General features: G+C 62.0%; 25 protein-coding genes. 9 read left to right on the forward strand and 16 right to left on the reverse strand.

Annotation, left to right across the window (positions count from 1 at the left end; all coding sequences use genetic code 11):
- Nucleotides 1-20: 20 nt before the first annotated feature.
- Nucleotides 21-350, forward strand: coding sequence for a glycine zipper domain-containing protein (locus ACVIJ6_RS13210; RefSeq protein ID WP_012047220.1), 330 nt, complete (start codon nt 21-23; stop codon nt 348-350).
- Here ACVIJ6_RS13210 and ACVIJ6_RS13215 read toward each other — a convergent pair.
- The gene (locus tag ACVIJ6_RS13215) at nt 347-1,813 is read right to left on the reverse strand and encodes an aminotransferase-like domain-containing protein (RefSeq protein ID WP_456773080.1); all 1,467 of its coding nucleotides are present in this window, start codon (nt 1,811-1,813) and stop codon (nt 347-349) included. The genes ACVIJ6_RS13210 and ACVIJ6_RS13215 overlap by 4 nt on opposite strands.
- Before the next feature lie 96 nt (nt 1,814-1,909).
- Here ACVIJ6_RS13215 and ACVIJ6_RS13220 point away from each other — a divergent pair, with 96 nt between their 5' ends.
- Nucleotides 1,910-2,770, forward strand: coding sequence for a DMT family transporter (locus ACVIJ6_RS13220; protein WP_456773081.1), 861 nt, complete (start codon nt 1,910-1,912; stop codon nt 2,768-2,770).
- Between the two features lie 10 nt (nt 2,771-2,780).
- Here ACVIJ6_RS13220 and ACVIJ6_RS13225 read toward each other — a convergent pair whose 3' ends face one another.
- The 11 genes from ACVIJ6_RS13225 to ACVIJ6_RS13275 form a co-directional block, all read right to left on the reverse strand.
- Nucleotides 2,781-3,494 (reverse strand): hypothetical protein, encoded by a 714-nt coding sequence (locus ACVIJ6_RS13225; protein ID WP_456773082.1) that lies wholly within the window; start codon nt 3,492-3,494, stop codon nt 2,781-2,783.
- Nucleotides 3,495-3,650: 156 nt separating this feature from the next.
- Nucleotides 3,651-3,812, reverse strand: coding sequence for a JAB domain-containing protein (locus tag ACVIJ6_RS13230; RefSeq protein WP_083780739.1), 162 nt, complete (start codon nt 3,810-3,812; stop codon nt 3,651-3,653).
- A gap of 108 nt (nt 3,813-3,920) precedes the next feature.
- A complete protein-coding gene (locus tag ACVIJ6_RS13235) occupies nt 3,921-4,151 on the reverse strand; it encodes a helix-turn-helix domain-containing protein (protein WP_004620414.1) in 231 nt (76 codons plus the stop codon).
- Between the two features lie 709 nt (nt 4,152-4,860).
- On the reverse strand, nt 4,861-5,151 hold the full coding sequence (locus tag ACVIJ6_RS13240; protein ID WP_168073778.1) for a PilZ domain-containing protein: 291 nt from the start codon (nt 5,149-5,151) through the stop codon (nt 4,861-4,863).
- A 258-nt stretch (nt 5,152-5,409) separates the two neighbouring features.
- Nucleotides 5,410-5,841 (reverse strand): hypothetical protein, encoded by a 432-nt coding sequence (locus tag ACVIJ6_RS13245; protein WP_434953688.1) that lies wholly within the window; start codon nt 5,839-5,841, stop codon nt 5,410-5,412.
- A gap of 81 nt (nt 5,842-5,922) precedes the next feature.
- Complete coding sequence (locus ACVIJ6_RS13250) at nt 5,923-7,227, reverse strand: ABC transporter ATP-binding protein (RefSeq protein WP_168073776.1); 1,305 nt, start codon at nt 7,225-7,227, stop codon at nt 5,923-5,925.
- Between the two features lie 15 nt (nt 7,228-7,242).
- On the reverse strand, nt 7,243-9,000 hold the full coding sequence (locus tag ACVIJ6_RS13255; protein WP_416641797.1) for an ABC transporter permease: 1,758 nt from the start codon (nt 8,998-9,000) through the stop codon (nt 7,243-7,245).
- Between the two features lie 297 nt (nt 9,001-9,297).
- Nucleotides 9,298-9,834, reverse strand: coding sequence for a hypothetical protein (locus ACVIJ6_RS13260; RefSeq protein ID WP_456773083.1), 537 nt, complete (start codon nt 9,832-9,834; stop codon nt 9,298-9,300).
- A gap of 164 nt (nt 9,835-9,998) precedes the next feature.
- Nucleotides 9,999-10,658, reverse strand: a complete 660-nt coding sequence (locus tag ACVIJ6_RS13265; RefSeq protein WP_456773084.1) for a response regulator transcription factor — start codon at nt 10,656-10,658, stop codon at nt 9,999-10,001.
- Nucleotides 10,655-11,842, reverse strand: coding sequence for a sensor histidine kinase (locus tag ACVIJ6_RS13270; RefSeq protein WP_456773085.1), 1,188 nt, complete (start codon nt 11,840-11,842; stop codon nt 10,655-10,657). Before ACVIJ6_RS13270 ends, ACVIJ6_RS13265 begins: the two co-directional genes overlap by 4 nt.
- A 7-nt stretch (nt 11,843-11,849) precedes the next feature.
- Entirely contained in the window at nt 11,850-12,134 is a 285-nt protein-coding gene (locus tag ACVIJ6_RS13275) for a metal/formaldehyde-sensitive transcriptional repressor (RefSeq protein WP_168073768.1), read from the reverse strand.
- Nucleotides 12,135-12,195: 61 nt separating this feature from the next.
- Here ACVIJ6_RS13275 and ACVIJ6_RS13280 point away from each other — a divergent pair, with 61 nt between their 5' ends.
- From ACVIJ6_RS13280 to ACVIJ6_RS13310, 7 genes are all read left to right on the forward strand, one after another.
- Nucleotides 12,196-12,417, forward strand: a complete 222-nt coding sequence (locus ACVIJ6_RS13280) for a hypothetical protein (RefSeq protein WP_206677309.1) — start codon at nt 12,196-12,198, stop codon at nt 12,415-12,417.
- A 291-nt stretch (nt 12,418-12,708) separates the two neighbouring features.
- The gene (locus ACVIJ6_RS13285; RefSeq protein WP_168073766.1) at nt 12,709-14,337 is read left to right on the forward strand and encodes an NRAMP family divalent metal transporter; all 1,629 of its coding nucleotides are present in this window, start codon (nt 12,709-12,711) and stop codon (nt 14,335-14,337) included.
- A 230-nt stretch (nt 14,338-14,567) separates the two neighbouring features.
- A complete protein-coding gene (locus ACVIJ6_RS13290; protein WP_041751098.1) occupies nt 14,568-14,768 on the forward strand; it encodes a hypothetical protein in 201 nt (66 codons plus the stop codon).
- A 272-nt stretch (nt 14,769-15,040) separates the two neighbouring features.
- Entirely contained in the window at nt 15,041-15,358 is a 318-nt protein-coding gene (locus tag ACVIJ6_RS13295; RefSeq protein WP_168073764.1) for a hypothetical protein, read from the forward strand.
- A gap of 159 nt (nt 15,359-15,517) precedes the next feature.
- Nucleotides 15,518-17,638, forward strand: coding sequence for a carbohydrate porin (locus ACVIJ6_RS13300; protein ID WP_206677308.1), 2,121 nt, complete (start codon nt 15,518-15,520; stop codon nt 17,636-17,638).
- A gap of 44 nt (nt 17,639-17,682) precedes the next feature.
- A complete protein-coding gene (locus tag ACVIJ6_RS13305) occupies nt 17,683-19,410 on the forward strand; it encodes a Na/Pi cotransporter family protein (protein WP_206677307.1) in 1,728 nt (575 codons plus the stop codon).
- Nucleotides 19,411-19,461: 51 nt separating this feature from the next.
- Complete coding sequence (locus ACVIJ6_RS13310; RefSeq protein ID WP_012047204.1) at nt 19,462-20,349, forward strand: LysR family transcriptional regulator; 888 nt, start codon at nt 19,462-19,464, stop codon at nt 20,347-20,349.
- A 22-nt stretch (nt 20,350-20,371) separates the two neighbouring features.
- On the opposite strand, the gene ACVIJ6_RS13315 is transcribed toward ACVIJ6_RS13310, so the two are convergent.
- The 4 genes from ACVIJ6_RS13315 to trbF are packed head-to-tail and all read right to left on the reverse strand — an operon-like array spanning nt 20,372 to nt 23,454.
- A complete protein-coding gene (locus ACVIJ6_RS13315; protein ID WP_041751096.1) occupies nt 20,372-20,608 on the reverse strand; it encodes a DUF2274 domain-containing protein in 237 nt (78 codons plus the stop codon).
- 7 nt (nt 20,609-20,615) lie between these two features.
- Complete coding sequence (locus ACVIJ6_RS13320) at nt 20,616-21,791, reverse strand: TrbI/VirB10 family protein (RefSeq protein WP_456773086.1); 1,176 nt, start codon at nt 21,789-21,791, stop codon at nt 20,616-20,618.
- Nucleotides 21,788-22,774, reverse strand: a complete 987-nt coding sequence (gene trbG / locus ACVIJ6_RS13325; protein ID WP_012047201.1) for a P-type conjugative transfer protein TrbG — start codon at nt 22,772-22,774, stop codon at nt 21,788-21,790. Before trbG ends, ACVIJ6_RS13320 begins: the two co-directional genes overlap by 4 nt.
- Nucleotides 22,774-23,454, reverse strand: coding sequence for a conjugal transfer protein TrbF (gene trbF, locus ACVIJ6_RS13330; protein WP_012047200.1), 681 nt, complete (start codon nt 23,452-23,454; stop codon nt 22,774-22,776). The genes trbG and trbF overlap by 1 nt, the downstream gene beginning before the upstream one ends.
- Nucleotide 23,455 lies beyond the last annotated feature (1 nt).

A 23,455-nucleotide genomic window follows, 5' to 3' on the forward strand; every position in this document is an offset into this window, starting at 1 on the left:
CTCGGAACGGAGGCCCGCTCATGATCCGACATCTGGGAATTCGCTTTGCCACCCGTCTCGGCGCCGTCGCGCTGCTGACCTTGGCGACTGTCGCGCCGCTGCATCAGGCCGCCGCGCAGGACGCGCTGGGCGGCGCCATTCTCGGCGGCGCGGGCGGCGCGATCCTGGGTGGCGCACTCGGCGGCGGACGTGGCGCGGCGATCGGCGCCGTGATCGGAGCCGGAACGGGAGCCGTCATCGGCGCCGAAGGCGAGCGCCGGCGCAGCGGCTATTACTCATACCGGAACGGCTGCTACCTGCAGCGCGGCGACGGCGCCTGGGTCCGCGTGCATCCGCGCTATTGCTATTAGGCTTCAGCCCCCCTCGACCCGCGAGGTGCGTGGCTATGCGCGACTTGCGCAATGGCGCGTTCCAGCACGGCCATGACGCGCGCATCCTCGCAATGCGCGACGTTGAACCGCATCATCGCCGCGGCTGATTGCGCTGCGCTGAACACGTCGCCGGGCGCCAGCACGACATCGTTCGTGAGCGCCGCCTGCGCCACGTCGATCGCCACGCATCCATCCGGCAGCCTGCACCAGAGGTGAAAGCCGCCGCGCGGCATCAGCCAGGGCACGATGCCCAGGCGCTGCAGCCGTGCGGTGACGCGCGGCCGTGCCCGGGAAAGACGTGCGCGCAGCTCGTCGACATGCTTGCGGTAGCTGCCGCCGGTCAGGATCTGCGTCAGCGTCTCTGCGGCGAATTGTCCGGGGCCGCCGAAGCCGGTCGCGATCTGCAAGTCGATCAACGGCTCGATCCAGTCGGCGCGCGCGGCAATGAAGCCGCAGCGTAGCGCGGCCGACAGCGTCTTGGAGAAGCTGCCGACCAGGATCACGCGCGCGAGCCCGTCGAGGGCTGCGAGGCGCGGCGACGGCTCGGGCTCGAAATCGCCGTAGATATCGTCCTCGATGATGATGGTGTCGTGCGCCGCGGCAGCGTTGAGCAGGCGATGGGCCGTCTGCGCCGACAATGTCGCGCCGGTCGGATTATGCAGCCCGGAATTGGTGATGTAGAGTCGCGGGCGCTCGGCTGCGAGCACCGCCTCGAATTGCGCGATGTCGGGGCCGCTCGGCGTCATCGGCACGCTGACGATGCGGGCCTGGTGCGCGCGCAGCAGCGCCAGGAAATTGAAGTAGCAGGGATCGTCGACCAGCACGGTGTCGCCGGGGCGCAGCAGCATCCGACAGATCAGGTCGATCGCCTGTGTGCCCGAGGAGGTCAGCACGAGCTGCTCGCTCGTGGCCTCGATGCCAAGGCCGGCGAGGCGGGACTGCAGCACGCGGCGCAGGCTCGCCGATCCGCGGGCCGCGCCGTAATGCGTCAGCACCGGGCCGTCGTTGCGCGCCAGCGCGCGAACGGCGCGGCGCAGCGCCTCCTGCGGCATCCAGTCGGCCGGCAGCCAGCCGCACCCCGGCATCAGCGTCGTCGCATCCGCGTCGAGCGACTGCCTCGACACCCAGAACGGATCGACCGCGCGCGGACGACGCGGTTCACTGCCGGCCAAGGCGAGCGGTTCCGGCGCCATGTCGGCGACATAGAAGCCCGACCCGCGCCGGGCGCGGATGATTCCCTCGGCCGCCAGCCGATCATAGGCCTCGACAACGGTGGCTGGCGCGACGCCCATCGTGCTGGCGAAGGCACGGATCGATGGCAGGCGCTGGCCAGGGCCAAGGCTGCGCGTCGCCAGCCGCTGCCGGATGGCGGCGATGACGGCCGCGGTCCGCGCCCCGATCTGCGGCGCTTTCGGGAGGACGTTGCTCAAGTGTGTGATCATCCATACTAGTACAGTTTGATCAGATTGTATCGATCTGTTGCTGTCGCAGCAAGGCGCGTCCGGCTAGACCAAAGGCGTTCGCGGAGGGCTTGAACGATGAAGGGATCGATCGAGGGGTGGGGCAGCGGGGCGGTCGGAATGACGATCTTCAGCGGCTCGTTGCCTGCCACGCGCGCTGCGCTCGACGGCTTTGCGCCGTTGTTCCTGACCGGGGCCCGCGCGGCGCTCGCGGCGGGTCTCGCTGCGCTCTGCCTTGTTCTGCTGCGCCAGCCGCTCCCGGCACGGCGTGACCTGGTTTCGCTCGGCATCGTCGCGCTCGGCGTTGTCGTCGGGTTTCCGCTGCTCACGGCGCTGGCGCTCCAGCACGTCACCTCGGCGCATGCGATCGTCTTCATCGGGCTGTTGCCGCTGTCGACGGCGTTGTTCGGCGTGCTGCGCGGTGGCGAGCGGCCGGGACCGCTGTTCTGGCTGTTTGCTGGTCTCGGTGCGGCCATCGTCTCCAGTTTCGCTTTGTCGCAGGGCGGCGCCGCCTCGGCGACCGGCGATCTCGCGATGATCGCCGCGATCATTGTCTGCGGCCTCGGCTATGCCGAAGGCGCGGTGCTGACCCGGCGGCTCGGCGGCTGGCAGGTGATCTCCTGGGCGTTGGTGCTGTCGTCGCCCTTGATGCTGCTGCTGACGTGGTTCACCTGGCCGCCGCTCGGGCCGAGCATCACGATGCCGGCCTGGCTCGGCCTGGCCTATGTCTCCGTCTTCAGCATGTTCGTGGGCTTCGCCTTCTGGTACCGCGGCCTCGCCCGCGGCGGCACCGCGACGGTCGGCCAATTGCAACTGCTGCAACCCTTTCTCGGCCTCGGCTTCGCCAGCCTGCTGCTGCACGAGCCGGTGTCCGCGACCATGATCGGGGCCGCGGGCGGCGTCGTGTTGTGTGTCGCGATGGCGCGGCGCTGCGCCTGACGAGGCCGGCTCATTTGCGATGATAGAGTCCGGTGAAGCTCACGCCGGCCCCGCCGCAATCATTGTTGTCCTCGACCAGGAGCCAGGTGCCGACGCGCTGCAGCCGGACGCGGCATTCGTCGCCCGCAGTCGGCCGCTCGAACGGTGTCGTCCCATCATCGACGAACGCGACGACGCCGCCCTTCGGCTCGGCCGTTGCGCCGATTGATCCGTTGTGAAGATCGCGCCCGGCCGGCACGACCTGGTCCCCCTCGATGCGCAACCGTCCTTCCAAGGCCTTGGTAATCGTGAGGCCGCCGCCGGGATGCTCCCAGCTGCCGATCCAGTCCGAGAGCGCCGGCGCCGCCATCGGCTCGATCTTGGCAAGCGCCGCCCGCGGCAGCCAGCCGGTGGTCCAGGTCTGGCTTTTTGCACGCGGCGACTGGTAGCTGACGCATGAGAAATCGCCGCGCGTCATGCCGACCAGGACGAGATCCTCGCTGACCAGATAGGCCTTCTTCCGGCAGGCCTCTGTCAGGGCCGGACAGCCGGCCGCCTTGAAGTCGTCGTCGTAGGGACTTTTGACGAAATTGACGCGCGCCTGCCCGCTAACCTTGGCGACGCCGAGCGGCCGCGCATCATCCCAGTCGATACCGTTGCAATTGGCCGGATCATTGGCGTCGTAGGCGGCGGCTGCCGTCGCGGCAAGAACAGCGAAGACAACTCCGATGAAGGCTGTGCGCATCGCAATCCCTGTCCATGCTGACCGATGTTAGGCGACATGGCAGGGCGAGCGGTTCAATCGACACCCCCTTGGTCCGGTGATCGCGTAGCGATCCTGACCGCCTCAGCCGCCGCACGCTATTCGAATCCCGGTTGGCGCGCGCCCGTTCATCACGGCTCACATCAGTCCCGATCCCTTCAGGCTGATGTGCCCGTTCCGGCCGACGATGATGTGGTCGTGAACGGTGATGCCGAGCGGCTTGGCGATGTCGACGATCGTCTTGGTCATGCGGATGTCGGCCTGCGAGGGCGTCGGATCGCCTGACGGGTGGTTGTGCATCAACCGCGCCGTATGCGGTAACCTATTGAATTAATGATAGTTTCTGGTAATTCCCGAGGGGGTGGGGGTATGAGTTTGGGGTCGGTAGATCGTGAAGTTGCGTGACATTCACTTTCGTTCAGCCTCTGTCTCAATGAGTTTATGCGAAGCACGGCAGATCACGAGATTCTTTTTGTCCCAATCCTCGAGTCCAGGCACGGGGTAAAGCACCGACTTGCCGATTTTGATGTATGGCGGACCGACGCGCTGTGCTCGCCAATTGCGAAGGGTGCCGACAGAGATCTGACCGCGGTATCGCTCGGAGACCTCTTCGGTGGTCAGAAATTTCTCTTCGGCCATCTGCACCTCCGTCGTAAATCCAAGACTATGACCCGGGATTTGGTCACCGGTCGCGCATCGAGCGGAAGCCTGCGCATGTCTCCGTCACATTGTGGAGGTGCTCGTCCCGGCTCGTCACGATGGCGCACGAGCAAGATGAGAGTTGATGCGGCTTGTGGGAAGTCGTTGTTGATTGCGATGGGGCCGCAGGATAGGCGAGGTTAGAAATCGGATGGCCATCGTACGAGACATGCCACCCGGACCTCTTGGCCCATCCCGCCTTCACGCCAATCGGTCGGCGCCGATCCGTGATATTGCGCGTCTTGGGGGCGGCCTCGTCAGCCTACCCGGCCGCATTCGAGAAGAGATTGCCTACCGGCGCAGCTTATTTAGACTTATTCGGATCATTATGAGGATAACCAGAGCGAAGGTAGCCAACGTCGCAAATATCGTGGCCTTTCCCGTAATTACCTCGTACCCACATACAATCGAGACGATGACGGACAATGTAGCCAAGGCAATGTAACTTGGAATCGGGCGCTTTATGGCGGCAATAACGACGACGATCATGGTGAAAAGATTTGCAACAAGCGTTATTTGCGTAGCACTCACTGTCGAATCCCTATCGCGATCGCTTTCATCTTGTTGCGCTGGCTTGCTGAGAATGCGCAGGCGCTGAGGGATGAGGCGCTCTTACCTGCTCGCCCGTATCAGACCACTTTAGGCGTGCTCATTCTCTTGAAACTCCGGCGAGATTCCCGCGGCGCCAGATTATGCGGCATGACATCGTTATGCCGGCACTCGGTACGTCCAGCTCAAACTTGTCCGGGATGTGGATCGAGGGCTCGACTTCGAGACGGGCGCCGGACTCCGAAACATTTCGCACCATGCAATTGATGACCGAGGATTGCTGATTGAAAATTATTCGGCCTGCGAGGAGTGTGCGCCGGCGCGGAGAGTTGCGGCGATCGTTTGCGGGGACATCCCGCCGACCGCTGGAATTGTTTATCGGATTGCTCATATATCGAGCAGCCTCAAACGTTCAGAGAGCCTATGAACTGTCGAGTGCCACCGTTCATAGGGTTGCATTGATTTCAATTCCTTCCCGCGATTTAGCTAGCCCTCCCGAGGGCACCGAGTCGTATACCGAGGTATATTGTGTGGCTGTATGCGAACCGCCTGCGCGAGAAGAGCGGTCGAGATTGCCGTGCGTGCCAATACCAGGCCTGGAAACCATGATGACCTCGCACAAGATGGCAGCTTTCCGCCTTGCGGCGCCTCATCGAAATGCAAGCTTGAATCCCCAGGCGCGAATGCGATGCGAGGCGCGGAGTGTTGCCTTGGTAAAGCGTGCGTCGACCAAGCGGCGACGGTACAGCCACAGCGTTGCATGACAGAGACGGTCCGCACTCGCCAGCACGACGCCTGCCAGCCAAAGCTGTAATCGGACGGGGCGACGGCCTGCTCGGGCGCGCCGGCCCGTGTTGCCGGAACGTCTTGGTGGCTCGCGGTCGTAGAAATCTGATCCAAGGGAGGACCGCGCCAGTCGCTGGGCGGAATCGAAACCGTCGCGCGCGCACCGTTGTGGAACTGTATTCGGGGTGTTGACCTGAGCTGTACAGAGCGTGCGTAACTGTGGCTCAAAGAACGAAAATAGCGCTTGCCTAGTGCCGGTCGCTAAGTTGCGCGCAATACGGATATAGCTGGTCATAACATGCTCCCAAAGTGCGGGATGCGTCGCCAAATTCAAGGCGCGACTCTGTGTTGCTTTCGGTGTCTGGTCGGTTTTCGTCTAAGTTGGGTCATCGAGACTGAACAGATCGGTGGTTTCGTGGTAGGCAAAGACCTCCGCGTATCGCGCCCATTGCGTCACTGCCTTAAGTGTTCGGCTGGCGTAGCTTTCGGACATGAAGTCTTCGAGCTCGTCGTGAAAACGCCGGGCTTGGGATTTGTGACTTGGGCGATCGTCGAGGACGCGCCGGATGTGTGCGGCCAGGGGCACATAACTGAGAAGCTGCTGCGCAAAGATCTTCTTGCGTTCATCGACATCGGCCAGTGCATAGCGTTTGCCCGCCGGAAGAAGTTTGATGTCCCCACCTACCAATTCGGCGAAGCGGAGCAACTGCAGAACCTCTGCTATCGGAAATAGATCGTCGGTCTCATAGAGGAGACCGCTCGCAAGTTCGGGCAGATCGGCTCGGCCGTTATTGGGTTCTGCATTTATGGCCTCGATCAGACCGGCCAACGCATTCGTCGAAACAACAGGAAGAGCCATCCCTATGCCGGATCCCGGAAAGAGGCCGTCTCGGGGTTGACTGTCGTCGTTCTTTTGCGTCATGCGGACGTAGATCTGTTCGACCAGCGCACGGAAGGTCGGGTCCTGTCGGTTGCGTGGCTGCGGAATCTCCACCTTGATTTCGCCGATGACGCGTCCGGGATTTGAGGAAAAGAGCAAGATGCGGTCACACATCAGCACCGCCTCTTCGATATTGTGGGTGACGATCAGGATCGATTTGATTGGCATGCGCCCTTCGGACCAAAGGTCGAGAAGATCCGTGCGCAGCGTTTCCGCGGTTAGCACGTCAAGGGCAGAGAATGGTTCGTCCATGAGCAGGATGTCCGGATCGACAACCAATGCTCGCGCCAAGCCGACGCGTTGGCGCATGCCGCCCGACAGCTCTTTCGGATAAGCGCTTTCGAAACCGTCCAAGCCGATGAGGTCGATCGCCGCCAACGCGCGCTTGCGTCGGTCAGTCGGGGGCACGTTCTTCGCCTCGAGGCCGACTTCAACGTTCTGTAAGACCGTGAGCCATGGAAAAAGCGCGAAGGTTTGAAATACCATCGAAACGGTGGCGCGCTGTCCGTCTTCGATTTTGGGAAACTCAATGACGCCCTGTGTCGGCGTCACGAGGCCGGCAATGGACCGGAGCAGCGTCGATTTGCCGGAGCCGGATCGGCCGAGCAGCCCGACGATTTCATTCTCTTTGAGGGTGAGATCAACGTCGTCGAGGACCAGGAAATCGGGTCCCCCGGACTTTCCGTAGACCTGGCGGACTTTCTGCACTTCGACTAAATTGCGGCTCTCAATGACAACCATGAACTGATCCTCCTCTTAATCGAACCGCAGCCGGCGCTCGGCGTACCGATAGAGTGGGCGCCAAAGCGTGCGATTGAGGGTGACGACGAAGGCCGACATCACGACGATGCCGACGGCGACCCGCGGCAAGTCGCCAGCAGCGGTCGCGTCGGCGATGAAGGAGCCGAGACCAGTGGCCTGCAGACGTTTGTCGCCCCAGGAAACGGATTCGGCGACGATGCTGGCGTTCCACGACCCGCCTGACGCTGTGAGCGCGCCGGTCACGAAGTAGGGAAAAATGCCGGGCAAGGCGACTTGGCGCCACCATTGCAGGCCGCGCATGTTAAACGTCCGCGCCGCTTCCCTCAGATCGTTAGGAAGTGCGCTAGCTCCAGCAATGACATTGAAGAGAATGTACCATTGCGTGCCCAGAATCATGAGCGGCGAAAGCCAGATGTTCGGATCAAGCCTCAGCCCGATGATGATCACGACCGCGAAGGGAAACAGCACATTGGCCGGGAAGGCGGCCAGGAATTGGGCGACGGGTTGAAGGCGCTCGGACCAGGCCGGGCGTAATCCGATCCAGACGCCTATCGGCACCCAAATGATGCTGGCGATCGCAATGAGGACGGCGACACGAACCAAGGTCGCGAAGCCCAGGCCAACAATTGATATGATGTCCGCCGCTGTCAGGGATGTCGAAATAAAGCGCAGCAGCCAGAGCGATGCGCCGGAGCAGACCACGGCGATGAAACCGATCCAGAGGCCGTCGGGGACACGAATGATGTGTTTGTTGGCGCGGAGCGTTTGACGTCCAGGTGGGGCCGACCAGCTCAGCGCACTCAGGCTTCGGCCAGCCACCAGCAGAAGCTCGATGATCGACGGCAGAAGGCGCGTGCGGCGTGCGAGGTCGTATACCCAGGAGCGCGGTCGTTCACGCGACGCGGTTTGCTCGAATCTGAACTTGTCAGCCCAAGCGACGATTGGTCGGAATATGAGCTGGTCGTAGAGGACGATGACGACGGCCATTGCGAAGACTGCCCAGGCGACAGCGCCGAAATCTTTCCGCTCAATTGCGAGCGCCAACCAGGAGCCGATACCGGGCAATGCGATCGTCGTGTTGCCAACCGCGATCGCTTCCGAGGCGACAACGAAGAACCATCCTCCCGACATCGACATCATGGCGTTCCAGACCAGACCTGGCATGGCGAACGGAAGCTCGAGGCGCACAAATCTGCGCCAGGACGAAAAGCCAAACTGCCGGCTCACCTCGTCGAGATCCTTCGGGACCGTGCGAAGCGACTGGTAGAAGCTGAACGCCATGTTCCAGGCTTGGCTTGTGAAGATCGCAAAAATCGCGGCGCACTCGACCCCAAGCTGGCGCCCAGGAAATAAGTTCATGAAGAACATGACGGTGAACGTCAGAAAGCCGAGCACCGGAACCGACTGTAGAATGTCGAGAGCAGGAACGATGATCAGTTCGGCTTTGCGGCTTTTTGCTGCGAGGGTCGCAACAGTCAGAGTGAATATCAGAGATGCCGCAAGTGCCCCGAACATGCGCAGGGTCGAGAGAAGCGCATATTCAGGAAGGTGCAGGAGCTGAAGGTCGACGGGCGCGGCATTGAGAGCCGTCAGCGGTTGGCGCATTTGGCCAACCCCGACAATGACGAGCAATGCGATGACTACCACAAGGGCGATGGCGGCGAGGTCTGCCCAACTTGGCCCGGCGAGACGAGGCGCCAAGCTCCTATCGAAATGGCGGTGTTTGCCGTCACTCCTGGAAAGAAAGACCATGGCGCCCTCGTGTCAGCCGTGCCGGCCGTCACGAGCGAGCTCTTGTCTAGGCTCGGCGAAACGTCCGTGGCGGCGTAAGCTGTCGACTACCGTCGTTCGGCATCGTTCGGTTTCCTAGAACTGCTCAAGCGAGGATAGACGAGTCCCGCCAAGCAGATTTGCTGTGTCTATAGAGTGCGATCGTTGTTTGCGCTACTTATACCCGGAGGCGTTCTTCGCTCGAAAAGTGTCTGAAGAATATACTCGGGTATATTCGGCGTGGCGCTTTGGCCGTCCGCCGCGCGGATTCGCCGGTGTTCAGCGCATCGTAGTCCAGCCGCTCAATGCAAGAGCAAGAAACGCGACGGCTTCGTGCCAGTAGTTCAGGCGCGCGAGCGTCCAGGCCTCACGACGCACGAGCGCCAGACCAATGCAGATCATGCCCGATAACGCCGTCAAAGCGACGAAGGCGTAACCGAAACCCCATCGCGACGGTATTTGCGCAAGGGCAAAGACGAGAAGTATTGCGAGCTTTAACGCAAAGCGCTTCACGACGTAGCGGATGCTCGGATTGTCAGGTTCTCGTGGCCAAGCCTTGATCTTATGGTTGTTGATCGTCGTTGTTTCGATCCCGTTCAAAAGCCTGGGAGCGAGTCGGCCGCTCGGCCCGAATAGCGAGGTGATCGCCGCTCGGCCGGTCGAGGTGAGTTCAAGCGTATATTGGTGTTCAACAACGAGGCCTTCGCGAGTCAGCTCTTGCTGACCGAGTTTTCGGACGTGAGCGTCGCCAATATAATCGGTGATCTCGTCGTATCTCAGAGTATCGCCGGCGCTCTTGTGGAGCTGTGCGAACACCGCCAGGATCGCTTGGGCCCTATGTCCTAACGTGGCGGTGTGGGGCACGATCTCCGCCCTTTTCTTCTCGGAGGTACGACTCCGATAGAGCGTTGCGACAAATCAGCTCGTCGCACAACTATCCTCGGGTATATCGAGCAGCAGCGATCCGAGCGTGGCTTCTTCTACCGGTGCTCCGCAGGTCCGCTTCTCATCCTTTCCAGTTTCTCTGACATGCGTCCGAGGTCGAGCATGGAATTCGCCTGCATCTTCGTCATGATTTGCCGGCGGCAGACCTTAACGGTGATTTCGCTAAGGTTGAGTGTTGCCGCAATCTGCTTCGTGAGTTGACCCTTTGTAATCAGATCCATCACCTCTCGCTCGCGATTGGACAGCGATTGGTATCGAGCTTCCAATTCGGCATTCATCTCGAGCGCGTTACGGCGCATACGACTTTTCGCCAAGCCGCCGTTGATGGCGTCGAGGAGGTCCTGATCCCTGAACGGCTTTGTCAGGAATTCGATGGCGCCAGCCTTCATGGCGCGGACAGACATCGGAATGTCACCGTGCGCCGTGACAAACACGATCGGAATTTCAGCGTGAGACTTCGCTAACTCGACTTGAAAATTCAGCCCGTTTTCGCCCGGCATGCGGACGTCCAAGACCATGCAGACGGGTGTCTCCGGAATCGACCAGCGCAAGAATTCGGCCGTAGAGGAGAACGCCACGACGTCGAACCCTTCGGATTCACATAGATTGCTAATGGCTTTCCGGACGGACGGATCGTCATCCACGATCGCCACGGTTGATTTCTGAGTGCGGGTGGCTGGAGCGCCGAGGTTCATTGGTTTGCCTCCTGAGTCCCAGGCAGCGTGAAGTGGAAGGTGGCTCCTGAAGGCTCGCCCTTTTCGGCCCAGATGCGGCCATGATGAGCTTCAATGATCGAGCGGCAGATCGAGAGACCGATGCCCATGCCTCCGGTCTTCGTCGAAAAGAATGCATCGAAGATCTGATTGACATCAGTCGTAGTCAGTCCGCCGCCGGTGTCCTCAATGCTGACCTCGACGCCACTCGGCCGTGTCTTGCGGGATTTAATGCGAATTTCTCGGAGGTCTGCTTGCGCAGCACCGATTGCGTCGATGGCGTTGACGATGAGGTTGAGAACGACTTGCTGTAATTGGATTCGGTCACCGAAGACGCTCGGCAGGCCGTTGTTAAGTTCAGCTCGGACCACGATGCGGTTTTCGTTCAACTGAGACTGGATGAGGACAAGCACCTCTTGTATCACCGCGTTGATGTCGACCCATGCGTTTTGGGGTTCAGCGCGTGTGGTCAGGGCTCTAATTCGAGCGATAATCTCACTCGCGCGCCGTGCGTCTTCGACGATGCTTTCGATCGAACTCGTGACCTTCTGCGGATTTGGCGGCTCACTGCGGATCCAGCGTGTGGCGGCATTCGCATTCGTGATGACCGCCGTCAGGGGTTGGTTCAGCTCGTGAGCGATTGAGGCGGAAAGCTCGCCAAGTGTTGTCCGACGAGCCACGTGGGCGAGGTGCGCTTGCGCGCGTTCAGCCGTCTGGCGGGCGGTCTCGGTAGCCAGCGCGAGGTAAGCAGTTGCTGCGATCGCAGTCAGACTGATCGACGTGTTGATGACACCGAGACTGAAGGTGCTCCCGGCGGTTGGAACATAGCTCACGATGGTAAGTACGGCGCTGAGGATGCTGAGCGCGGCACAGCCTAGCGACACGAAGATGACGCCTTGCTTCCGGCAAAAGCGCAGGGACAGGAGGACGACCACGACCTGGAGGCTCGCGGCCGCGATCTCGTAGGGTGTGACCGTGTCGAAAATGAAGATGGCGATGGCGAGTGCTGCCGTGAAGATCGGTAGCATCGGCGAGAAGAGGGCCTGTGGTCGCGGGTCCAGGCGGGAGACAAAGTATGCCCATGGCCGAGCAAAGCGGCGCGCACGGTTCGGGTGTGCGGGCGCGTTCGGCTCGTCAACGCCCTGAGCTTTGGCGTGGGGCGGCATCATTACATCACCTAAGATATGTTCGCAGGACACTGACCAACTCGTCCGCGGCGTTTCGCTCGCTCTGGCTGGGCGCGCGGTTGGGGTCGACCATGTGGGTGCGGATGTGGCCGTTGATAACTTCCGCCATGATTCCGTTGATCGCTCCGCGGGTTGCAGTGACCAGGCGCATGACGTCGTCACAGGCTTCGTCGGTGATGAGAGCCCGCTCTAATGCGTCGACCTGGCCGCGCAAGCGGCGGACACGGTTAAGGAGTCGCTGCTTCTCGGCAACGACGTGCGATCTGCCCATTTCGTATACCCGGGTATAGTTGCAATATACCCCCTTGGGTATATATCAAAACCGTGGCGCTGTGAAGACCGGCAACGATTTCACGCGCCAAGGTCCAGCCTATGGTGGGCTGGATTTTCCATTGGCACAGCAAGGGATCGCTATGAACCCGCGACCTAGCAGTCTGGCCGACGAATGCGACAGTAGACGCTCGACGTCTGCTCTCGTTTCGCTGCAGCTCGGCTACGCTCAGGGCGACGACACGATTGTCGAGGGCCGCGCGATCCACTTCGCGCTGCTTTGATGCGTGCCGCCTCCTGAGCCCAGGCATCAGGAGGCAAAAAATGACCTTCCAGTTTTCCAGTGTGCGTCCGCAAGGCGTCACTTCTCCAGCGAACTGCTCGGTTCTCTCTTTCAAGCGCAGGCGCCCGCGGTTGACAGCCCGTTGGCGACTGACGGCGGGAGGGCGCCTCGAATGCCGGTGGTTTCTGTCACCGGACTGAGCGCGATCGCGTGTCGTGCGCGACAGGTCGACCCGCACGACCGCTCCAACGCAAGAACCCTCAAGTCAACGCCATTTCAAAGGCGGTTAATCATGCTGTCTAACCTCGATACTCCCGTGCGTCACGCTGTGCTGGATGAAGCGCATATCGGCGACATCAAAGGCGCGCTCGGCACAATCAAGAAGAACGATACGGGTCCCAGGAACGGTTGGCGTGCTCGTTTGATGACGCTGCTGGCAATCCTTGGACCGGGCCTGATCGTCATGGTCGGTGACAACGATGCCGGCGCCTTCGGCACCTACACGCAGGCGGGCCAGAACTATGGCACCTCGCTGTTGTGGACGCTCATCCTGCTCATTCCCGTCCTGTACGTGAACCAGGAAATGGTTTTGCGGCTCGGCTCGGTGACGGGCGTCGGCCACGCGCGGCTCATTCTCGAACGGTTTGGCAAGTTCTGGGGCGCCTTCAGCGTTGTCGACCTTTTCTTGCTGAATGCTCTGACCATCGTCACCGAGTTCATCGGAATCAGTCTGGCGCTCGAGTACCTCGGGCTTCCGCGAGGCGTAGGCGTCATTGCCGCAGCGGCCGTCATTATCGCCGCGGCTGGGACGGGCAATTTCCGGCGATTCGAAAGATTTTCGCTGTTTCTCGTTTTCGGCAGTCTTCTGTTGGTGCCGGTGCTCGTCTGGGTTCATCCCCCGGTCAGCCAGATCGCCCATGATCTCGTCGTGCCGCAGTTTCCTGAAGGCGGGAAGCTGAGCGAGGTGATGCTCCTGATCATTGCCATTGTCGGGACAACGGTCGCGCCCTGGCAGCTCTTCTTCCAGCAGAGCTATGTGATCGACAAGCGCATCACGACGCGCTTTCTGAGCTACGGGCGCATCGATCTCGTCCTTGGCATTGTGCTGGTCGTCATCGGCGCAGTGGCGATGATGGCGTTCACCGCAGCGACGTTCGCAGGTCGTCCGGAGTTCGGGAATTTCCAGGACGCCGGAGCCGTGGCTGCCGGGCTTGGCGCCTATGTCGGGAAGACGGCTGGCGTCTTCTTCGCCCTTGCGCTGCTCGATGCCAGCGTGATCGGCGCGATGGCGGTCTCGCTGTCGACGGCCTACGCGATAGGCGATGTGCTGTCGCTGCGGCATTCGCTGCATCGCAAGCCCCAGGACGCCAAGGGCTTCTATGCGGTCTATGGCGGCCTCGTTACGTTGGCTGCTGCGCTGGTTTTGACCCCCGGCATGCCGCTCGGCCTGCTGACCAACGCCGTGCAGACTCTGGCCGGCGTGTTGCTACCGAGCGCCACCGTGTTCCTGCTGCTGCTTTGCAACGACAAAGCCGTTCTGGGTCCGTGGATCAATGGGCGGTGGATGAACCTGTTCACCGGCGCCGTCGTCGGTGTCCTCGTGATGCTGTCAATCATCCTGACCGCATCGGTGCTGTATCCAAACATGAGCGAGAGCACGATTCTCGCGATACTCGGGATCGGAGGCGTATTCACGCTCGCCGTCGCTGTCGCCTTCCTCTTCATCCACCGCGAAGAGCCGGCCAGCGCGAAGAACGAGATGGTGCGCGCGACGTACCGCATGCCGCCGCTGGATGAGCTTCCGTCAGCTCGGATGACGCCGATGACTCGTCTCTGGATGCTGGTCTTGCGCGGCTATCTGATCTTGGCCGGCGGGCTTGTCCTCGTGCGGATCGTGCAGCTTTCGCTCATCGGCCGGTGAAGGGGGGAGCATGTGCATACGTCATTCCACATCGCTGCGGCCTCACTCGACGACTGCGGCGTCTGGCCGGCGCCGACCAACAATCTGGGACCGGCTTGTATCGGGTTTCGCCCCGTTTGCCGATCCGGAGCTGTGGTTGCGCGCCTGCACGCTTGCGGCCCTCAGAGAGCGCGACGGCTCTGTTGGGCTGGAGGTCGTGAGCTTATCGGCTCTGTTTGGCGGAGGCAGCCATGATGACCCGCAAGATCCAGCATCGGGAGCGGCCTATCAGCGTTCGGCTGCAGCTCTGGTGGCTCGGGAAAGTGGAGGTCCTTGTTCTCAAACACGTGCCGAAAGGCCCGTTTGCGCGATCCGCTCTCGCATGGGTGGACCAGAGCCACGTGCGAATCCGGCAAAGGCTCGGTCGCAACGAAACCGGCGGGAAGCGCTGATGCGCTCTCCGCGGTCAATCGCGCGCCACTTGGAAGAACGGGCCTGCCTGTTCGGTGCGATCTGGGTTGTGAGGGTCGCGCGCATTCTTGTGCGGGAGGGGTTTCTGAACAGGCGTGGCGCGTTCGCGGCGTTTCGCCTTTCGTCGCGCCTCTCGAGGAGGTCGTGGCGCATTTGGAAGTCCGAGCGAGCCCGCCGTCGAAGCGCAATGTGGGGTGAGTCCAACTGACCTGGCTCGGTCGGCCAGCAGCGAAGTCTACTGAGGAGACGTGCAATGCAAATGAGAAAGCGAGCTGAATTCTTTCATGGCGAAAGAAGCGCATTCGGCAGCCGGTTGGTGACCGAGCGGCGACGGGACATCGTGAAAACGCGGGGACGCTCAAGCGCCGCACTTCGAGTTGCTGTCCGTCTGCGGGTCGGCGGGCTGTTGGCGGCGGTTGCCCATTGGCTCGCCCGCACTGCCTTTCAACTCGCGCGGGAGCGCTTGATTCCCGTTGCGCAAGCAAAGGCGCTTTTGCGCATGGCGGCGCAGGTCAATCGGCAAAGTATCCGCCTGCGGCAGCGGGAGCGTTTTAGAACAGATCGCTGGTGAGCAAACTTTGCGTACCAAATCGAAAGGAATCAACCATGCCCGAACCTCCTAGTTGCTGCGTGAGTGAATACTCACGCAGCCCCCCAATACCCCGAAAATAGAGCGGCCTCACGTCGATCACGAGATGGCTTGCTCGTCCCGTGATCAGTGGAGCTGCTGATGATCTGTGATGAAATTGAAGTTCGCAAGAAGGATGCGCCTGTACGGAATTACGGCCGTGAACCGCGGTTCGGTCGACGCGGTCTGTCGGCGCGCGCCTGCTTCCCCGTTCTGCTGCTTGTCGCCGCGACAGGCGCGGGAAACGCGCACGCCCAGGAGATTCCGGCCGGCGCCGACCGCTTGGGCACGGAACGGCGTCTTGATGTTCGGACCAAAGCGGATCGGCCGCCCAGCGAGGCCGAAATGAAGAGGGTTTATGACTGGACCGGCTTTTATGTCGGTGGTCACTTCGGCTACGGTGGCGGCCGCTTGGGCGATGACTCCCGCCCCAAGCCTGAGCAGGGCGTCTTCCTGCCTCATAGTCCGACCGGCCTCATTGGTGGTTTTCAGGTCGGCTATAACCGGCAACTCGACAATCATCTGGTGCTCGGTGTTGAAGCCGACGCGTCGTTCACGAGCCCGACCGACGAGCCGGCGTTGGCGCCGGCGCCGTTCAATTCTACGGTCGACTACGTAGGCACCGCGCGCGGCCGAGTGGGTTACGCATTTGATCGGTGGATGCCCTATGTCACGGGTGGCTTCGCCTGGGGGCATGGTCATATCGAGGTCAACGACGGCAGCGGTGCGCAACTCGGCCGCTATCAGACGGGCTGGACCGCAGGCCTCGGTGCGGAATTCGCGTTGAGCGGCAATTGGACGGCGAAAGTCGAGTACGACTATGTGAATCTTTCTGCGGCTACTTATGATCTGGGCCGCTTCGATCTGCCGAACGCCCGTCTTGCCCCCGGGCTTTACCTCGCCAAAATCGGGCTGAACTACCACTTCAACGATCTGCCGTGGGCGGCGTCCGGCTCACAGAGCGCGACGCCACGCTTGCCGGATTCGAGTGACTGGAACGTCCATGCGCAAACGACAGTGATTGCGCAGGGATATCCAAGCTTCCGCTCCCCCTATGCGGGTGCGAACAGCTTGCCGGGAGGCGGCGAGGTCCGCGAGACGTGGACGACGACCGCCTTCATCGGCGTCCGGCTGTGGCAGGGCGGCGAGTTCTATTTCAATCCCGAACTGGCGCAGGGATTCGGCCTGAATGGGACATTGGGTCTGGCGGGCTTCCCGAACGGCGAAGCACAAAAGGCTGGAGCCGCATTCCCGAAGATTCGGCCGCAACGCTATTACTTCAAGCAGACCTTTGGCCTCGGCGGCGAACAAGAGGACGTCGCCGACGGTCCCAACCAGCTCGCGGGCAAACGTGATATCGATCGCATCACGGTGATCGTCGGACGCTTTGCCATCGGCGATTTCTTTGACAACAACACCTATGCGCACGATCCTCGCGCCGATTTCATGAACTGGGCGCTGTGGTCGTCCGCGGCTTACGATTTCCCGGCGGATCTCCCCGGATACACGCGCGGCGCAATCGTCGAATTGAATAAGAAGGACTGGGCAGTCCGCGCGGCATTCGTTCAGGTGCCGTCCGAGCCCAACAGCGATGTCTTGAAATTCAACACGGGCGGCGCCGTGGTGGAGTTCGAGCAGCGTTACGCCATCGCGGGCCAGCCTGGAAAACTGCGGCTCGGCGTCTTTGGCACCCAGGGTGTCATGGGCAACTACCGCCAGGCCCTGGCAATCGAGAGCCAGGATTCCACGCAAGACATCAATACGGTGATGGCGAGTATTCGCCACGTGAATCCGAAATACGGCTTCTACGCGAATTTGGAGCAGCAGATTGCGCCTGGGATCGGCGTTTTCGGTCGCGTGAGCTGGAACGATGGGCAAAACGAGACGCTGTCGTTCACCGACATTGACCGAAGCGTGTCAGGCGGCGTTTCGATCAAGGGCAATCCTTGGGGTCGGCCGAACGATACCGTCGGGATCGGTGGGGCCATCAATGGGCTGTCTGCGGCCCATCGCGACTTCCTTGCCGCTGGTGGAAACGGACTCCTGATCGGTGATGGGGCGCTGAACTACAGCACCGAGCGGATTTTCGAAAGCTATTACGCGCTGGCGATCGGGAACGGGCTCACCTTCACCGCCGACTACCAACTGATCGTCAACCCTGCATACAACGCCGACCGCGGTCCGGTGTCGGTCTTTTCTGGCCGTCTTCACGCGGAGTTCTGAGCCATGGACCGCGTGTACTTGCCAGATGACGGGGGATGGTTCTGATGACCGGGACCGTCGTTCTATTCGAACTCGCCGGCTACGTCGGATTGCTCCTTTGGGGCACTCATATGGTGACGACCGGCGTCCAGCGGGGCTTCGGCCATGTCCTTCGGATATGGCTGGAGCACAATCTGACGCGGCGGTGGCGGGCGTTTCTTGCCGGCGTCGGCATTACGGCGCTTCTGCAAAGCAGCACCGCGACGGGTCTCATGGCCTCCGCATTTACGGCGAACGGTCTTATCGGGCTCGGGCCCGCCTTGGTGGTGATGCTGGGCGCCAACGTCGGAACCACGCTGGTTACGCAGGTGCTGTCGTTCGACGCCGGTGTCGTCGGCCCTCCTTTGGTCCTGCTCGGGGTCATGGCTTTCCGCTCGTTCGACGATGATCGGCTGCGCAATGCCGGGCGAATCGCGATCGGGCTGGGACTGATGTTGCTGGCCTTGTCGGGGATGGCGCATGAGTTTGCGCCAATCGAGAACGCGCCTTTGCTGAAAAACGTTCTCGCTGCAATCGGCAACGAGCCTCTCCTTGCGGTGTTGGTGGCAACGCTGCTCACCTGGGCTTGTCATTCCAGCGTGGCGGTCGTGCTTCTTATCGTGTCGCTGACTGCGAGTCAGACCGTTTCGCCGATCGGCGCGCTGGCGTTCGTTGTCGGCGCCAACATCGGCGGCACATTGCCCGCACTCTTTGAGGCGGGTTCACCGGTTGCTCGTCGTCTTCCGCTCGGCAACTGCCTGGTTCGAATCGTGGGCGCGGTCGTGACGCTTCCGTTGCTGGCAATATGCGTGCCGCTTCTCGCCCACATCGATCCTGCGCCGGGGCGGATCGTGGTGAACTTCCACACCGCGTTCAACCTGATCCTTGCAGCGGTGTTTATCGGGCCGTCTCATTGGCTGGCCCGGCTGCTCGTCCGCGTACTTCCCGACCCGCCGGCGCCTGATGATCCCGGAAAACCAATCTACTTGGAGGAGGCAGGATTAGGGGCGGCGACCGTCGCGTTGGCGAATGCCGCGCGCGAGACGCTTCGCATGGGCGACATGGTCGAAGCAATGTTGAAGGGCGCTTCGGAGGTGTTCCAACAAGACGATCCTCGGCGCGCCACCGCGATCAGCCGGATGGATCGGTCTGTCGACCGTCTTGGAGCCGCGATACGCAGCTATCTGGCAGATCTCGGAAATGAGCAGCCGTTGCATGACGATAGCGAAGGCGCCCGGGTCCAGGAGATATTGTCAGCCGTCATCAATCTCGAGCACGTTGGCGATGTCGTCGCCAACAACCTCATCGAATTCGTGGTCAAACGGATCAAGCGGGGGAGGCCGTTTGCGAAGGACGAACGCGATCTCATCGTTTCGATGAATGCCGAAATCCTGGAAAGCCTCCACATGGGGCTTGCAGTGTTTCTGACCCGTGATCCCGCCGAGGCGAACCGGCTCATCTCGCGAAAGAGCGCTCTGCGGCGACTGGAGGCGCGTGCGACCGCGCTCCATGTGCAGTTGCTGCGGGTCGCGGCCACCACGGCGCGAGCGGATGCTGGCGAGGGAGTCGCTCGTGTCGCCGAAGATGGCGGTCAGTTTCTGCGCATTGTCAGAGACCTCCGGCGCGTTCACTCGCACATCGCAGCGCTGGCATATCCGATCCTGAACGGTGCCGGCACCGCTGATGGGACACCGGCGCGAGAAGGAACTGCAGAAGAAGAAGCCAACGAATCCGAGCTGCAAGGCGCGCAATGATAGCGGTGGTCGCGATCAATTTGCAGGATCGTCACGCCGCGGTCTTATGACATGGACCTCGCCGACCTCCAGTTTGTGACGGCGGCGGTGGATGCAGGAAACTTTGCGCGTGCAGCGCTCGTGCTCGGGCTGCATGCGTCGACGATCAGTCGGCGTATCGCACGGCTTGAGGATGAGCTTGGCCTCACCCTCTTCGAGCGCAACCGTGCCGGTGTGCGGCTCACGCCGAGCGGACAGACGGTCATGCGGCACATTAGACGTGTCCTCGCTGAAGTCGATGCCGTGAAGGCCGCAGGTCATCACAACGGCCTTGGCACGACGGGCGAGATTCGTCTGGGCCTACGAATGCCGCCGATCGGAAAGCCTCTGGGGGACTTGTTGCGGTGCTGGCACGGACGATACCCTGGTGTTTCGGTGGTGCAATTCGAGATGCATGAACGGGAGATCGCCGCCGCGCTGGCCGATCGACGACTTGACGCCGCGTTTGTCCCGAGCTTCGCGTTGTGGCCGCATGCGGCGATGCTGCCCATCTATAGTGAGCGGCTGATGGCGGCGCTTCCCGCGAAACATTCCCTGGCGAGGCGTAAGGCGCTTGGTTGGAAGGAATTGTCGGGCGAGACGGTTCTTGTCGAAGGCTGGGGCGAAAGTCAGGCGCAGCGCGAATTCTTCGCCTCGCTTCTTGGCAGGAACGTAGACTTTCAATCGCACGCCGCCAGCAAGCAATATATTCTCGCGTTTGTGGCAGCGGGCTTTGGCGTGACGCTCGCGGCAGAGAGCCAAGCCGAGCTCGGATTTCCTGACGTGGTCTTCAGGCCGATTTCGGAGGCGAACGCATCATTTTGTGTGAATCTCGTGTGGCTTCCTGAATGCGAAGAACCCGTTGTAGGACGGTTTGTCGCGTTTATGCGCGATGAAGCGAAGGATCGCGGGCTGCTTTAGCAGAGGCAGCCTCGGCACGTCATCACGATGTCTTCTGCGACGACGAGGTCCGGCGGGTCTTTCGGAAGGCTCGGTCCGTCGCCATGAAGCGCGCCAGCATCGGTGGAATCAGCTTGGCGGGCTCGATACCGCTCTGGTTGGTCTCGTGGGAGAGCGCTTCGGCATAGGCCTGGAGGTCACGATGAACGGCCGCCGGCAGCTCGATCGTCATCTTCACCGGTTTGTCGTCTTCCAATGCGCTTAGTTTGAGTTTGCTCATCGGGCACCTAGCCTTTGTAGGGTTCGAGGACCAGGTCGTGTGTGACCATGACCCGCACGGGGAAGCCCGGCCGGATTGTGATCGTCGGCTGGATATTGAGGGAGCGGCCTACGATCTGTTCGCCAGCCTGGTTGAAGCTCTGCGACGCGCCCATCCGGATCGCCTGGGCAAGGTTGTTTTCACTATTGCTCGTTCCAGCCTCGGCGCCGACGGACAAGATGGTGGAGAGGATCGCAGCCTTGAACAGCATGCCCCAATGGTTGTCGACCTCGTCCTCAAGCCCGGCATAGCCTTCGGTGTCGGCGCCGGGCTGGCGTTCGAGCACGATCGACTTGCCGTTCGGCATGATGAGGCGGTTCCAGACGAGCAAGGCGCGCGACTGGCCAAATGCGATCTGCGCATCATACTGGCCGACGAGGCGCGACCCCTGCGGAATCAATAAGGTCTTGCCCGTCGGACTGTCGTAGACGTCCTCGGTCACCTGCGCGGTAACCTGTCCGGGCAGATCGGACCGCAGGCCTGTGATCAGCGATGCCGGAATTACGGCGCCTGCCTGCAATACATAGGGGCTTGCTGGCGGCTGGACGCGATCGGGGCTCGTTGTTCTGCGGTCGATGTTGCCATTGAGGAATGCGAGTTTGTGATCTTGCGACGTGAGATCAGACGATGTGCTCGCCGGCGTCAGTCCCGGCGAGAGAGCCGTTGGAGATGGCGCGATCGGCATGCTCGGCGCGACGACGTTCGTTGTCGCGAAGAGATGACTGGTGCGGGCGGCTTCCATCTCCTGAGCGAGCCGTTGCTCCTCCGGTGTCGGTCCCGGCATTGGCATGCTGGGCGAAGGCGCGCCGGCGTTGAGGATGGGCTTGCCGAGATCGCCGGGCAGCGGCGGTCCAAGCTGTGGCACGGGCTTTGGCAGCCCCGTATAATCGCGCGGCAGGTTCGCGAGACCATCTGGCGTGTTGCGGTTGTTGGTGTTGAAGAGTTCGGCGCCGGTTGTCTGGTGCTGCGGCTTCAAGGCGAAGAGCAGTGCGCCTCCAATGCCAATGGCCGCGGCGGCACCGACGCCAAGCAGGACCTTGCGGGACAGCCGGGTTACCGGCGGTCGCTTGGCGCGCAAGCGCATCTCCTCAGCCGGACGTGCGGCCGCGCTCGGCCCCACGTCATCCCTGGCTTCGTCCGTCACCGCGGCCTCCCATCGGTGCGGACGATGCGCACCAGCTCCTGGTGCTTGCCGCCGAGCTTCAGCTCCGCCGCAGCGAACAGGCGGTCGACGATCATGTGATTGCCGCGGACACGGTAGTTGACGAGCTGGCCGTCGCCTTCCGCGCCGATCACCCAGAGCGGTGGCAACTCACCCTGTGAGATGCCGGTCGGGAATTCGATGAACACCTGCCGGCCGTCATCGAAGGCGCGCAGCGGCCGCCACGGCGGAGTATCGCCCTCGATGCGATAGCGGAAGTTCAGTGCATTGATGTCGACGCCGGTTGCGACGGGGGCAGCGGCCTCGGCGGCCGCATTCTGCTGGCGCAGCGCGATGAGCTGATCCTGCGCATAAGCCCAAGAGACCGACGCCATATACGTCTTGTCGTCGGAATGCAGCTCGAGGTGATAGGTCCGACGGTCTGTATTGATGACAAGGTTGGTGATGAGATCCGCACGGGTGGGCTTCACCAGGATGTGGACACGTTTGGCTGGCCCGGCGCCGCTCTCGGTGTCGCCGATGATCCACCGCACGGTATCTCCGGCAGCGACGGGCCCTGAGCCCGTCAACTGCTCGCCCGGCTCGAGCGCGATGTCGGTGATTTGGCCCGGCGCGGCATAGACCTGATACAGCGCGCCATCGGAAAAGGGGTAGACCTGGATAGCGTTGAGATAGCCTGCCCGTGTCGGCTGGACGCGGGCCGCGCCATTGGCCTGATCGACGCGAGCATGCGGATCCGCAGGTTCGGGAGCGCGCTTCGTATTCCCGGGCAGCGGCTTGAGTTGTCCGGGCAGCGGCAACGGCTTCGGCACCTCGACGATCTGAATGGGCTTGGGCGGCTCGGCCTGCAGCACCGCGGGCTTCGGCGTGTTGTCGTAGCTGATCTGCGGCGGTTTCCAGGCTGTGGCGCAGGCGCCGAGGGAGACAGACGCAAGTAAGAGCGACGAGATCGCAAGCGGGCGCATCAGCCGAGCTCCTTTGACCAATTGAGGGCGTGGACGTAGACGCCGAGCGGATTCTTCTTCAGCCGATCGGCGTCGGTCGGCATCTGCAGCGCGATGGTGAGGATGGCGCTCCATCGCTCAGTCGAGGCGAGCGCGCCGTCGATGTAATGACGCTCCGTCCATTCGACGCGAAAGCTGGAGTCGGAGGCGCGGATGACGCTCGCGACGTCGACGGAGACCTGGTTCTTGCCGACCTTGGAAAACGGATCGCTCGTCCGCGCATAGTCATTGAGCGCGAGCGCCCCCTTGTCTGTGACGTAGTTGTAGGCGTCGAGCCAGTTCTGACGCAGCACCACGGGGTCGGCGGGGATGCCGCGCACTTCCTGGATGAAGCGCGCCAAGTGCCACGCGATCTGCGGGTCGGTCGGCTGGTAGTCCGCGGTGGCGGGCGCGACGGCCTGGGCCTGGCCGAGCTTGTCAACCTGCACAACCCAAGGCGTGATGGTGCCGCGGGCCGATTGCCAGACCAGGCCGCCGGCGAGCCCACCGCTGAGAACGAGTGCGCCGAAGAAAGCCAGGCGCCAGTTCTTGGCCTGAACGCGCGCGGAGCCAATCCGCTCGTCCCAGACCTGGCCGGCCTTTTGATATGGCGTCTCCGCGTCCGGCGTCTTGCCATAGCGCACGGTCGATCGTCGGAACATG

The sequence above is a fragment of the Bradyrhizobium sp. USDA 4369 genome (genome assembly GCF_054056435.1).